This window comes from Pseudomonas baetica, from assembly GCF_019733355.1.
In the GTDB taxonomy this organism is placed as follows: domain Bacteria; phylum Pseudomonadota; class Gammaproteobacteria; order Pseudomonadales; family Pseudomonadaceae; genus Aquipseudomonas; species Aquipseudomonas baetica_A.
The window spans coordinates 1-12,838 of the sequence record NZ_JAIHLQ010000057.1 but is presented as its reverse complement, the minus strand read 5'-3'; the positions used below and the strand labels follow the sequence as shown (position 1 = coordinate 12,838).

The 12,838-nt window shown below is 58.8% G+C and carries 12 protein-coding genes and 2 pseudogenes; 10 read left to right on the top strand and 4 right to left on the bottom strand.

Features of this window, described 5'->3' with window-relative positions:
- Positions 1 to 81: 81 nt before the first annotated feature.
- The 7 genes from araD1 to K5E40_RS31090 all read left to right on the top strand — a co-directional run bounded on the left by araD1 (position 82) and on the right by K5E40_RS31090 (position 5,358).
- The gene (gene araD1 / locus K5E40_RS31120) at positions 82 to 1,074 is read left to right on the top strand and encodes an AraD1 family protein (protein ID WP_221734018.1); all 993 of its coding nucleotides are present in this window, start codon (positions 82 to 84) and stop codon (positions 1,072 to 1,074) included.
- Positions 1,075 to 1,083: 9 nt separating this feature from the next.
- Positions 1,084 to 2,664, top strand: coding sequence for an aldehyde dehydrogenase (NADP(+)) (locus tag K5E40_RS31115; protein WP_221734017.1), 1,581 nt, complete (start codon positions 1,084 to 1,086; stop codon positions 2,662 to 2,664).
- 165 nt (positions 2,665 to 2,829) lie between these two features.
- The gene (locus tag K5E40_RS31110; RefSeq protein WP_221734016.1) at positions 2,830 to 3,141 is read left to right on the top strand and encodes a DUF5629 family protein; all 312 of its coding nucleotides are present in this window, start codon (positions 2,830 to 2,832) and stop codon (positions 3,139 to 3,141) included.
- Positions 3,128 to 4,303: a lactonase family protein gene (locus tag K5E40_RS31105; protein ID WP_221734015.1), complete on the top strand. Its 1,176-nt coding sequence runs from the start codon at positions 3,128 to 3,130 to the stop codon at positions 4,301 to 4,303. Before K5E40_RS31110 ends, K5E40_RS31105 begins: the two co-directional genes overlap by 14 nt.
- A gap of 156 nt (positions 4,304 to 4,459) precedes the next feature.
- Positions 4,460 to 4,639, top strand: a complete 180-nt coding sequence (locus tag K5E40_RS31100; protein ID WP_221734014.1) for a hypothetical protein — start codon at positions 4,460 to 4,462, stop codon at positions 4,637 to 4,639.
- A gap of 252 nt (positions 4,640 to 4,891) precedes the next feature.
- Positions 4,892 to 5,104 (top strand): hypothetical protein, encoded by a 213-nt coding sequence (locus K5E40_RS31095; protein ID WP_221734013.1) that lies wholly within the window; start codon positions 4,892 to 4,894, stop codon positions 5,102 to 5,104.
- Positions 5,101 to 5,358 (top strand): hypothetical protein, encoded by a 258-nt coding sequence (locus tag K5E40_RS31090; protein ID WP_221734012.1) that lies wholly within the window; start codon positions 5,101 to 5,103, stop codon positions 5,356 to 5,358. The genes K5E40_RS31095 and K5E40_RS31090 overlap by 4 nt, the downstream gene beginning before the upstream one ends.
- A gap of 10 nt (positions 5,359 to 5,368) precedes the next feature.
- Here K5E40_RS31090 and K5E40_RS31085 read toward each other — a convergent pair whose 3' ends face one another.
- From K5E40_RS31085 to K5E40_RS31075, 3 genes are read right to left on the bottom strand one after another with little or no spacing between them, the layout of a single operon-like run.
- On the bottom strand, positions 5,369 to 5,953 hold the full coding sequence (locus K5E40_RS31085) for a glutathione S-transferase (protein WP_221734011.1): 585 nt from the start codon (positions 5,951 to 5,953) through the stop codon (positions 5,369 to 5,371).
- On the bottom strand, positions 5,950 to 9,591 hold the full coding sequence (locus K5E40_RS31080) for an AAA family ATPase (RefSeq protein ID WP_221734010.1): 3,642 nt from the start codon (positions 9,589 to 9,591) through the stop codon (positions 5,950 to 5,952). Before K5E40_RS31080 ends, K5E40_RS31085 begins: the two co-directional genes overlap by 4 nt.
- Positions 9,588 to 10,832 (bottom strand): exonuclease SbcCD subunit D C-terminal domain-containing protein, encoded by a 1,245-nt coding sequence (locus K5E40_RS31075; RefSeq protein WP_221734009.1) that lies wholly within the window; start codon positions 10,830 to 10,832, stop codon positions 9,588 to 9,590. The genes K5E40_RS31080 and K5E40_RS31075 overlap by 4 nt, the downstream gene beginning before the upstream one ends.
- 307 nt (positions 10,833 to 11,139) lie before the next feature.
- Here K5E40_RS31075 and K5E40_RS31070 point away from each other — a divergent pair, with 307 nt between their 5' ends.
- The gene (locus K5E40_RS31070) at positions 11,140 to 11,442 is read left to right on the top strand and encodes a hypothetical protein (protein WP_221734008.1); all 303 of its coding nucleotides are present in this window, start codon (positions 11,140 to 11,142) and stop codon (positions 11,440 to 11,442) included.
- 82 nt (positions 11,443 to 11,524) lie between these two features.
- Here the strand turns inward: K5E40_RS31070 and K5E40_RS31065 are convergent.
- A pseudogene (locus K5E40_RS31065) lies at positions 11,525 to 11,725 on the bottom strand (DUF899 family protein); the annotation flags it as partial.
- Between the two features lie 103 nt (positions 11,726 to 11,828).
- Here K5E40_RS31065 and K5E40_RS31060 point away from each other — a divergent pair.
- Together K5E40_RS31060 and K5E40_RS31055 are read left to right on the top strand one after the other, a co-directional pair.
- Positions 11,829 to 12,221, top strand: coding sequence for a hypothetical protein (locus K5E40_RS31060; RefSeq protein WP_221734007.1), 393 nt, complete (start codon positions 11,829 to 11,831; stop codon positions 12,219 to 12,221).
- A 203-nt stretch (positions 12,222 to 12,424) separates the two neighbouring features.
- Positions 12,425 to 12,838: pseudogene (locus K5E40_RS31055) on the top strand (IS4 family transposase); the annotation flags it as partial.

The following is a 12,838-nucleotide window of genomic DNA, read 5'->3' as shown; positions in this document are numbered from 1 at the left end:
TGTGGGAGCGGGCAAGCCCATACGCAAACACACAGTGGTTCGGCGTGGTTTTCAACATTTGTGCTCTAAAAGGAGAAGAACATGCATCTGGTGCAATTCGAGTTGAGTAACGGTGAGCGCCGCGTCGGTGTCGTCGACAATGCCGTGGTGCGCGAAGTACAGGACGCGCGCACCGTGCGCGATCTGGCGCTGGCGGCCATCGAAGCCGGCGGCACGCTGGAGCAGCAAGTGCAAACCCTCGGCTTCGGTATCAGCCATGACTATGCGCAGTTGCTCCAAGAGCTGCGCATCCTGCCGCCACTCGATCACCCGGATCCGGCCCATATGCTGGTCAGCGGCACCGGCCTGACGCATCTGGGTAGCGCTTCGGCCCGCGACAAGATGCACCAACAGGCGGGCGACGAAGCCGCAATGACCGACACCATGCGCATCTTCAAATGGGGCGTTGAGGGCGGCAAACCGGCGGCAGGGCAGGCCGGTGTACAACCGGAATGGTTCTACAAAGGCGACGGCAGTATCGTCGTGCGCCCGGGCGAGCCATTCCCGTTGCCGCCGTTTGCCGAGGATGCCGGCGAGGAGCCGGAAATGGCCGGTCTGTACATCATCGGTCCTGACAGCAAACCGTATCGCCTCGGTTTCGCGGTGGGCAACGAGTTCTCCGACCACGTCATGGAACGCAAGAATTACCTTTACCTGGCGCACTCGAAATTACGCAGTTGCAGTTATGGTCCGGAACTTCGAGTCGGTGAGTTACCCCAACACTTGGCAGGTACCACTCGCATCCTGCGTGACGGCGAAGTGCTGTGGCAAAACGAATTCCTCAGCGGCGAGGCCAACATGTGCCATAGCCTGTCGAACCTCGAATACCACCACTTCAAATACAGCCAGTTCTTGCGTCCGGGCGACGTACACATTCACTTCTTCGGCACCGCGACCCTGTCGTTTGCCGACGGCATCCGCACCCAACCGGGTGACGTGTTTGAAATCAGCCAGGCCGAATTCGGCGCGCCGCTGGTCAACGGCATCGCACCGGTTGCAGCGGCATTTGAACCGGACAGCATCGGCACCCTTTAAGGAGATCCCATGACTCAAATTCTCGGTCACAACTACATCGGCGGTCAGCGCAGCGCGGCGGGCGACGTGAAACTGCACAGCGTTGACGCCAGCAGCGGCGAACAACTGCCCCACGATTTCATTCAGGCCACCGAGCAGGAAGTCGACGCCGCCGCCAAAGCCGCCGCTGCCGCGTACCCGGCGTATCGCAGCCTCAGCGCCGAACGCCGTGCGCAGTTTCTCGATGCCATTGCCGATGAACTCGATGCCCTCGGTGATGATTTCGTCGCCGTTGTTTGCCGCGAAACCGCGTTGCCGGCCGGGAGGATTCAAGGTGAGCGCGGACGCACCAGCGGGCAGATGCGCCTGTTCGCCAAAGTGCTGCGCCGTGGCGATTTCTATGGGGCGCGGATCGACCTGCCGCTGCCGGAGCGCCAGCCAATGGCGCGCCCGGATCTGCGTCAGTACCGCATTGGCCTCGGTCCGGTGGCGGTGTTCGGTGCGAGCAATTTCCCATTGGCGTTTTCCACGGCCGGCGGCGACACCGCTTCGGCACTGGCCGCCGGTTGCCCCGTGGTGTTCAAGGCCCACAGCGGCCACATGGCCACCGCTGAGCGGGTGGCCGACGCGCTGATTCGCGCGGCGGAAAAAACCGCCATGCCGGCCGGCGTGTTCAACATGATCTATGGGGGTGGCGTCGGCGAGTGGCTGGTCAAGCATCCGGCGATTCAGGCAGTGGGATTCACCGGTTCGCTCAAGGGCGGCCGTGCGCTGTGCGACATGGCCGCCGCACGCCCGCAGCCGATCCCGGTGTTCGCCGAGATGTCGAGCATCAACCCGGTGATCGTCTTGCCGCAGGCACTGGCGGCACGCTCGGAAAGCGTGGCCCGTGACCTCACCGCGTCGGTGGTGCAGGGCTGCGGTCAGTTCTGCACCAACCCGGGTCTGGTGATCGGTATTCGCTCGCCGCAATTCACTGCCTTTGTGCAGCAGGTCGCGGGGCTGATCGGCGATCAACCGGCGCAAACCATGCTCAACGCCGGCACCCTTGGCAGCTATGGCAAAGGCTTGCACAAGCTCTTGGCACATCCTGGCATCGAGCATCTGGCCGGTAATCCACAGCAGGGCACTCAAGCGCAGCCGCAATTGTTCAAGGCTGATGCCAGCCTGTTGATCAACGGCGACGAAGTGTTGCAGGAAGAAGTGTTCGGCCCGACCACGGTGATTGTTGAAGTGGCCGATCAAGCGCAGCTCAGCGCGGCGTTGAACGGTCTTCACGGGCAACTCACGGCGACGATCATTGGTGAACCTGCTGACTTCGAGCACTTCCCCGAACTGACGCCGCTACTGGAACAGAAGGTCGGGCGGATCCTGCTCAATGGGTATCCGACCGGTGTCGAGGTGTGTGATTCGATGGTGCACGGCGGGCCGTATCCGGCCACGTCCGATGCGCGTGGTACCTCGGTCGGCACGCTCGCGATTGATCGCTTCCTGCGCCCGGTGTGCTTCCAGAACTACCCCGACAGCTTGCTGCCCGAGCCGCTGAAAAACGCCAATCCGCTGCGTATCCAGCGGTTGGTTGACGGTAAGCCATCGCGCGACGCCCTCTAAACCCACCCCTAATCCCCTGTGAGAGCGGGCTTGCTCGCGAATGCGGTCTGTCAGAAACACATTTGTAGACTGACACACCGCGTTCGCGAGCAAGCCCGCTCCCACAAGGTTCTCCCAAGACAATGAGCTATCATTGGCGCTTTCCCCCTAGAAAGACTGTTTGCCATGACTGCCCAAACCCTTCTCAACGCCCTCGAACACTGCGGTATGGTTGAAATCGACGGCTTGCATGCCTTCGAATTCGCCCTCGATGAAGACGACAACCTGCACATCGAGTGCATCGATGGCCGAGCGGCCAAGCATTGGGAATTCACGCCGGCGCAGGTTGAAGCGGCAACGTTTGACGAAGACCTGCAGAGCTGGCTGATCGTCGGTTTTTCCAGCGATACCAAGACAACCGGCGAACATCGCCTGGTCTGCCTCGGCGACGTCATCAGCAGCAGCGACGACGAGGATGAAACTGATGAAAATGCGTAAGTTCTGGCCTCTGTTGATGGCTGGCAGCGTCGGCGCGATGGGCCTTTCCAATGCCTGCGCCGAAAGCTTCCAGTTGCTGGTCGGTTCCTACACGGCGGGCTCCAGCCAAGGCATCTATCGAATGAATTTCGACAGCGCCACAGGCCAGATCGATGCCGGGCCGCTGCAAGTGGTCAACGGCGAAAACCCTTCGTGGCTGACCGTTTCCAAAGACCAGAAACGTCTGTTCGTGGTCAACGAAAACGGCCCCGGCCAGAAGGATTCAATCGGCCGCGTCAGCAGCTACGCGATTGATCCAAAGACCCAAGCGCTGAGCCTGATCAATCAGGCGCAAAGTCTGGGCAACGAGCCCACCCATTCGAGCCTCAGCGGTGACGCCAGCCACCTTTTCGTCAGCAACTATTCGGTGGTCGAAGATCCGGGCGGCACACTGGCGGTGCTGCCAGTCGACAGCGACGGCAAGCTCAAACCTGTGGTGCAGATGAGCGGCCACCCGGCGAGCCGGGTCAATCCCGAGCGTCAGGCGTCCAACCACGTGCATTCGACGATGTCCTCGCCGGACGGTCGCTATGTGTTTTCCAATGATCTGGGCGCAGACAAAATATTCATTTACCAATATGACCCGAAAGCCAATCCGGAGCTGCCGCTGACTCCGGCGAAAACCGCTTCGGTATCGTTGCCGGCCGGCAGCGGCCCGCGTCACCTGTTGTTCAGTGCTGACGGCAAGCATGCCTGGCTGACCATGGAAATGAGCGCGCAAGTCGCGGTGTTCGACTACCACGACGGCGTGCTGACCCAGACGCAAATGGTCGATCTGGCGGCCGGGCAGCCGACTTCAGACAAGGCCGCCGCCGCGCTGCACGCGTCCGCTGACGGCAGATTCCTCTATGTCAGCAACCGTGGCACCGCCAATCAGTTGCTGGTGTTCGCTATCGATCCGGCCAGCGGCCAGCTCAAAGAGTTGCAGCGACGCTCGGTGGAAGGTGATCACCCGCGCGAGTTCAGCCTCGACCCAACGGGCAAATTCCTGCTGATCGCCAACCAGAAGAGCAACGAGATTGTCGTCGTCGAGCGCGATGGCAAGACCGGTTTGCTTGGCAAAACCGTGCAGAAACTGCCAATGGACGCCCCCAGCGACCTGAAGTTTCTGACGCAACAATAAGCCACAGGCCCCGGTTTACGTGGCCTGTCTGTTTGTATCAATCGCGCTGATAACAGCTACTGCTACAAAGCATTTCAAGCAAGCAACCGTCGAGCGTTAAGTTTGCTTCACAGCCCAGCCGGGCAAGCAAACCAACCGAACACGAAGGTTACCGCCATGAACTTCAATCTCTTCTCCGTCATCGCCGCTTCCGCCATCTCTGCCACTGTTGCATTGCCTGCCAGCGCCCACGCTGACGTCAACAGCAAAAAGTCCCACACCCAGAGCTACACCCAGAAATACCTGCAACAAAGCGCCAACTTCTACGCCGCCCTGGATCACAAAACCCAACACTGAAAATCTGCACGCCCAAGGGCTGCCGAAGGCTGCGATCTCTTGATCTTGTTTTTCAAAAGCAAAATCAAAAGATCGCAGCCTTCGGCAGCTTCTGTGCGTGTGTGTTTGGCGGAGCGATAGGTTTTATTCAACGTCGAGATAGACGGGCTAAATAATCAACGAAGCTGATGGTTACTATGTGAAACCCTGAGTGGTTACCGCAGCTTTTTTGATTGATTCTGCTGGCACTGAAACATGCCAACGGAGAACACCATGGCCAGCGCAATCATCACTTCAGCCAAACGCGGCGCCTACCTGGCCATCGGTCTTTACCTGGCCGTGGTGCTGGTCGTCAGCGTCACATCGCAAATGGAACACCGCTTCGACGCACCGATTCAAGTTGCCCATCCCGGCATTCAGTTCGAACTTCGCTCGCAAGGCGTGACGGTCGAACGGGCTGAACTCGCAGGAGTGGGCGGAGCATGAAAGGCTACAGACTCTGGGTCATCGCCGGTCTGGCGTTCATGATCAATGGTGCTTCCCTACTGGGGATTGGCCAGGGCTCGGTTGGCGCGCTGGCCCGAGCCATAGAGGCCAATCACAACATCGCGCACAACATTGAGCGCTCCCATACGTTGGGGCTGATGGCCGGCAATCCGCCGATGAAAGTCTCGGCCGATTTTCTCGGACCTTTTGAAGTCGATTGCTCGGCACTCGGGATGTGCCAGGCTCTGGCCTGAACGCGGTGCTTTATTTCCTCATGATCGAGGTGAAAAGTTCAGATTCGAGAAAGCGCTGCAACCACACTTGCAGCCGCACGTAAGATGTCTGCGCGAACCACTCGCGATCAACATGGGCGAATTGGCGAACGAATGGAAACAGCGCCACATCCGCCAGGCTTGGATGATCCGTCAGCAAGTAATCACGATCCTTGAGCAACTCATCAAGCTTGTGCAAGAACAGCATCCCTTCAGCCCGATACGCCTCCATCGGCTGTTCGGGATAGCGCTCGGCGTACTTGTAGCGATTCAAGTGAACCTTGAATACCTGATCATTGGCTTCGATCAACTCGGCAACTCTCGAATCACCCTCCAGCCGCCAATTCTGCGGATCATTGTGCGCCAGCGCCCAGCGCATGATCTCCAGGCTTTCATCGATAACCTGACCCTCCGCGTCCAGCACCGGCACCGTGCCCTTGGGCGAGATCGCCAGCATCTCGGCCGGTTTAGCCTTGAGGCTGACTTCAACGATCTCCACCAGCACCCCCGAATAGCGCAGGGCCATCCGCGCCCGCATCGCATACGGGCAGCGGCGGAAGGAATAGAGCGTGTTCATTTCACCTCCAGCGTGCTCAAACCGTTCCCTTGGCGCTGTACCTGAATCTGCACCGGGATTCGCTCATGCATTTCCTGTACGTGGGAAATGACCGCGACTTTACGGCCCTGGGCCTGCAAGCCGTCGAGAGCGTCCATCGCCAGTTGCAGGGACTCCGGATCGAGGCTGCCGAAGCCTTCGTCGATAAACAGCGATTCGATCTTCAGTGTGCTCGACGCCATCGACGCCAGCCCCAACGCGAGCGCCAGCGATACGAGGAACGTCTCGCCGCCGGACAACGAATGCACCGAGCGCAGCTCATCGCCCATTTCCGTGTCCATCACCAACAGGCCGAGCATGCTGCCGCCGCGCTTCAGGCGATAGCGTTTGACCAGTTGCCGCAACTGCACGTTGGCATGATGCACCAGCAAGTCGAGGTTGTAGGCCTGGGCGATCTTGCGGAAGGTGTCGCCGGTGGCCGAACCGATCAAAGCACTCAGGCGTGCCCAGCGCTGGTACTCGGTGTAGGCGTCGGCTATCTGCTGCGCCAAGGCCTGATTGGCGTTCTGCCGGCGCTGGTCTTCGGCCTGTTCGGCGCGCAATTCGGCGCATTGCTGCTCGCTGAGGTTGAACTGGTTTTGCAGGTCGGTGAGGGCGCTGGCCAATTGTTCGGCATCGAGGTTGCCGTTGTGTTGGGCCTGATGATCGAGCAAGCGCTGGTCGCGTTCCTGCAACAAAACCGTGGCCTGCTCGATGGCCTTTTCGTTGAGCTGCAAGCGTTGGCGCAGCTCAGAAAGTTGCGCGTCGTCGATTCGCAACAGGTCTTCAAGGCCGCCGTCGTCCAGTTCGGGGTGACGGGCGCGCCAGTCGGCAATCTTGCCGGCCAGATCCTGATGTTCACTGTCCAGCGCCTGCAAGCGTTCTTGCTGCGCGTTGAGTTCGGCAGCGGTCTGCACGAGTTGTGTGCGAACGTCTTGCAGTTCCCGGGCCGTGCCGGTTTCGGCGTTGCGCGCCTGCTCCACGGCCTGTTCCAGTTGCTGTTGCCACTGTTCGGCGCTGGGGTGTTCGCCGAGCAATTGCGCAAGTTTTTGCTGGCAGGTTTGTTGCTGCTCGGCCAGCGCAGTGAACTGCTGTTCGGCGGTTTGCAATTGCTGGGCGCGCAGTTGCTGACGATCCTGTTCTTTTTCCAGCGTCTGCTGGCGTTGTTGCTGTTCGGCCAGCTCTTCCTTTTGCTGATCGACTTGCGCCAGGCGCTCGGCAATCTGGCGGTCGAGTTGCATAAACGTCGCCGCCGGCTCAAGGCGCAAGGCTTCAAGGGTGTCTGCCGGCAACAAATGGCTGAACGCCGACAACTCTTCGTCAAGGCGCTGACGGTCGCTGCCCAGTTCTCGCTGCTGGTTACTCAGCAACTGTGCGGCCTGCTGGTGCGCGGCTTCGGCCAGACGCAACTGCTGAGTCAGGCGCGCGGCGTCCTGTTGCAGGGTGAGCAGGGCGCTTTGGCGTTGTTCGTCCTGCGCGATGCTTTGGTTCAACTGCTCGTTTTGCCGGCTGAGCCAGGCGTCGCGTTTGTCGGCGTCTTGGTTCATCAGCTGCGCCGCCTGCGGATGAGCGTCGAGGCTCGGCGCGAGGGCTTGTTGCTGGTCGGCCAGTTGTTCCTGTTGCTGCAGCAGTTCCTTTTGCTGAGCTATGACCCCGCCGACTTCGGCGCGCAACTCCGTCAGTTTTTCCTTGAGCTGATCGACCACCTGCTGTGCGTTAGCCTGTTCGCTTTCATCGTGTTTGCCGAGGCTTTGCAGCAACGCTTCGGGCTGGTGATACGGATGCTCGTTGCTGCCGCACACCGGGCACGGCTGATCGTCCTGCAACTGCGCGCGCAGCTCTTCGACACTGGCGCTGCGGGCCAGACGCTGGCGTTCGAGCAGTTCGCGGGTGACGTTGAGGGTTTGCTCGGCGACGGTCAGTTCAGCTTTGGTCTTGACCCCGTCCTGGGTCAGGCGCTCGCGTTCCTGTTGGGCCTTGAGCTGGCGCTGTTGCAGCTCGGCGCCGCGCTTGTCCAGATCCTGGCGGGTGGCCCACAGGCGCGACAGGTCTTCAATGGCACGCAGTTGTTTGCGGTTGTCCTGTAACAGATTACCGAGGATACCGATCTGCTCGGCGACGGCATCGGGTTCGGCGCCGGCCTCTTTGAACAGCACTTCCAGTTGCTGCTTCTGCGACGTCAGTTCTTCGGCGCTGCGGCTGGCGGTTTGCTCGAGGCTGGCCAGTTCAGACTGGCCCTTGTTCAAGCGGTTGCCGATCAGCATCAACTGTTGCAGGCGATCGCGGTAGGCATTCCACGCATCACTCAACGGCGCCAGCTCGGCGCTCTGTTCCAGCTCGGCGGCGATTTTCTGCAGGCGTTCAGCGACTTCGGCCTGTTTCGCCTGCAACGCTTGAATGGCGCTCTGGCCTTGTGTGTACGCCTGTTCGGCAGACTGTCGGGCCTCTGCGCTGAGAGCGGTGTCCTTGGCGAGGCGAGCAAGGGTACTTTGCTCTTCGAAAGCCTGACGCAACAACGGCGCACTTTCGCTGTGTCGCTGCTGCGCTTCGCTCAGGGCGACTTTCGCCGCATCGAGTGCCTGTTCCAGTTGCGTCTGGCGTTCGCCGAGTTCGCCTTGTTGCTGGGTGTGCGCGGCAATCTGGGCCGCCAGCGGCGTCAGTTGCGCGTCGAGTTCAGACTTGCGCGCGAACTGGTGACGTTGCGGCGCGAGTTGTTCCAGGCGCGTCAGCTTCAGGCGTTCGCTGGCCAGAGCCTCCCACTGTTGCTGTGCACCCTGCAGTTGCTCGGCAGCCGCTTGTTGCGCGTCCTGCAACTGACGAAAATCCTTGAGCCAGCGGTGCTGCTGCTCCAGTTGCTTGAGCTGCGCTTGCTGCAACTTCAATTGCTGCTGGGCGGCGTTGAAACGCTCATCCAGTTCAGCCCGGGCTTCGGGCGGCAGCGGCGTGACGCCGGTGGCCTGATCCTGCAGCAGCTTGTGCGCTTCGCGGGCCTCTTTGGTCTTGTCGAACGCGCGGCGGCCGAGGCGGGTGTAGAGCGCGGTGTCGGTGAGTTTTTCCAGCAGTTCGCTGCGGTCGTTGTCGTCAGCCTTGAGGAACGCACTGAACTCGCTCTGCGCCAACAGCACGGCGCGGGTGAACTGTTCGAAGTTCAGGCCCAGCGCGGCTTCCAGTTGAGTCTTGTATTCGCCTTTCTGACTGGCGAGCAATTGATCCTGATCGATATCGCGCAGGCTCTGCCGACTGGCCTGCAACTTGCCGCCAGCCTTCTCCCGAGCGCGGTTGGCTTCCCAGCGCGCGCGGTAACGACGGCCATCGACACCGACGAAATCCACCTCGGCGTAACCTTCGCCGGTGCCACGGCGCAGCAGAGTGCGCGGGTCGCCGGTGGCGATTTCGCCGTCGGCGTCCGGGACTTTGGCGTCACGGCCGGTGTTGTTCAAACGCGGCACGGCGCCGAACAGCGCCAGGCACAAGGCGTCGAGCAGGGTACTTTTACCGGCGCCGGTCGGCCCGGTGATTGCGAACAGACCGGCACTGGCCAGTGGTTCAGCGGTGAAGTCGATTTCGAACGGGCCGGCCAGCGAGGCTAGGTTTTTCAAACGAATGGCGAGAATCTTCATGGCTGCTCGCCCTCCATTTGCACGTCTTGCAGCAGTTCGGCGAAGTCCTTGAGCGTCTGCTCATCGACCTCGTTACCATAGTTGTCGAGCCAGGCGCGGCTGAACAATTCCTGCGGGGTAAGTTGATCGAGTTCGATCAGCGCCGTGCCTTCTTGCGCGCCGTCAGCGCCACGGTTGCCGGCGTACTCGGCGGCGATCCGCACCAAGCGCACGGCTTTGCCTTGCAGGGCGCTTTCCACTTGGTGGCGCAGGTCTGGCTGCGGCTCGTCGAGAGTCACGCGTACTTCCAGCCACGGCTGACGCTGGGATTCGGCGAGCAGATCGATGTTCGGCAGGTCCGCCAGTTGCAGCAGAATCTCTGCCAGCGGCGCCGGGCCGATGCGTTGCAGGTTGACCGAGCGCGGGATCAGTTTCGGCTCGACGCTGACCAGGGTTTCGCCGTCGAGGGTGATGTCGAGAATCTGGTGCTGATAGCCGATCTCCGAGAACGACAACGGAATCGGCGAGCCGCTGTAGCGGATGCGCTCCTCACCGTTGACCTTCTGCGGCTTGTGCAAATGGCCGAGGGCGACATAGCTGATACTCGGCCCGAACAGGCTGGCGGGCAGCGCTTCGGCATTACCGATGATCAGGCTGCGCTCGGAGTCTTCCGACACCGAACCACCCGCCATGTGCGCGTGGCTGATCGCGATCAGCGCCTGACCCGGTTGGCGCTTGGCATTGGCGGCTTCGATCAGCCATTCGTGAACCTGGCCGATACCGCGTAGGTAGTTGTCACCCAGATGCGCGCCAGTCACCTCCGCCGGGCGCAGGAATGGCAGCGCCAGACACCACGCGGCGATTTCGCCTTGTGCATTCGGAAGTGGCAAAAGCAGACGATCAGCGTCGAGTTGGCCGTCATCCAGCCACAACACCCGACCCAGCGCATGGGTGCGCAAACGCCGCATCAGCGGCGCGGGCAGTTCGATCCGCGAGCCGGAGTCGTGGTTGCCGGCGATCATCACGATGGTCAGCAACGGCTGCTGCTCGTGGGCGCTGACGATGAAATCGTAGAGGCGTTCCTGGGCTTTGACCGGCGGATTGACCGTGTCAAAGATGTCCCCGGCAATCAACAGCACATCCGGCTGCGCCAGTTTCAGTTGGCGCAGCAGCCATTCGAGAAAGCACGCATGCTCGAAATCGCGCTCCTGGCCATGCAGGTTTTGCCCAAGGTGCCAGTCGGAGGTGTGAAACAAACGCAAGGTGGACTCCGCTACAGAAATAGGTGATGGCCGCGGGGGGAAATTATGGGCGGCTAAAGAGGGGGGAGTTTACAGATTATTGCGTCAGGAGGGCTGACCGTGGCTCAGCAGGACGGTGGTATGGACGCGCAATTTGGCCATGATCGTTTATCGACAACTCAATCTGTTAATTGACGCCAAAATAGTGGCCATCTAATATCTCGGGATCTTCTCGGCCTGATTCGTTGCAAGTGTTCTACACGATTGACGGTAAAACGAAATCTGTAGTGTTTGAGAACGAAGCCCGAAAAATACCGGAGATAATCGAGTGATCACAGATGATCTAGAAATCGTCAAAAAAATTTTTCAGATGGTCGAGGGGGGTGTTGTTCACGGCTACGATGCCTTCCGTTACGAGATCGAGATGGGTGAAGGGTTTATGGAGGCCGAACTGACGGTAGAGAAAGACGGTGTTGAGGTAACGGACGCTGAAATCGATTTCGATGTCTCCGACATATATTTTTTGGCAAAAGATTTAAAGGCTAATGCCGTGAAACGTGGCGAGCCATGGAAATCATTTGTGATGTCTTATCGTGACGGCGAGCAAGTGAAGACAAAATTCAACTATTGATCCGCGAAGTCTTTGCAAAAAGTCATCTTGCTATCTGAAAAACGGGCGGCACTGGCCGTCCGTTCCCAGAATTGACACCATTTCATTTATGGCAGCAACTCGAGGTTTTTTCATTTTCATACCGATCATGATGCGCCCCCCATTCCATGATCTTATCCTCATTCCTGCCCATGGGTATGAGGTTAAAGTAGTTGTCTGCACCGACCAGCATGTCCACGCCGCGGGCATAGGTTGAATACGTAGGGAAAATCTCGCCCTTTGCATCACGATGGTAAGGTGACAGATTTATTTTTGGCGTTAAAAGCTCACAGATCTAGCAAAAATAAAAATTGTCCTCTTTTGGAAACTAGCGGGCGATAGTTCAGAGTAATTGAGGTGCACAAGCCATGAGCATAATGATGGTGTTCGAATTTGAGGGTTACCCCCGTGTCGAGCAACTGGTAGATGTCCTGGGAGTACTGGGGGCGTCAGTCAACGTTGAGAATTCTGAGTTTTCCGGGAGTTTTCCAGAATCAAATGCTTTTTTTGTATACACCCAGCATGCCACTCTGGAGGATATAGGTACAGACCAAGAAAATCCCTTGGGTTGGAAAATAGGCGCAAGGTTGATTGTGCATTGCCCGATAAGTACATTGGCAGAAAGTGCAAAAGAACTGGATGAGTTCATGGCGGCGTTGGTAGCGGGCATGAATAACCGTTTCCTGCTGTCCTTTCAATATAAATCAATATACGCCGTTAGAGATCACGATCTTGTGGTGTATAAGAAGATGATTGAATAAGCTTCTGCAACCTGTTTTTTCTCAGAGAGGATAATGGCGGGGCAAATGGGGACAGACCACGTTTAGAAAGTAGTCCGAAAACGTAGTCTGTCCCTGAGGGATCCCCGATTTTTCTTACAGAAAATCAAGAAGTTGGAATATTGAAGAGGCCTGCATGAGTCGGCAACTTGGTTTGCACCACACAAATACAAGAAACCGAACCCATGCAAGCCATCCGATTTTTGCACAGAGCGCTCGCTCAAGCACTGCCCTCTATCCATTCTCGACGCCTGACATCACTGATGAGTTGTGTCAGTTCGTTACTGCAAGGACGTCGACTGACACTGACCGCTCTTGGTCGCTTCATGACGGGGCGTGCTTATCCCAAGCATTCGATCAAGCGTGTGGATCGGTTGCTGGGCAATCAACACTTGAGATCAGAGCGTCCATTGTTCTATTGGGTAATGCTTCGGGCATTGCTGGGTTCGTTGAAGCATCCTTTGATCCTGGTCGACTGGTCTCGAATTGACGCTTCAGGCACAGCCTTTTTGCTAAGAGCATCGATCCCTCTGGCGGGACGCTCATTTCCGGTTTATGAAAGCGTTCATGAGCGCGAGAGCTGTCCCAAGTATCAAAAT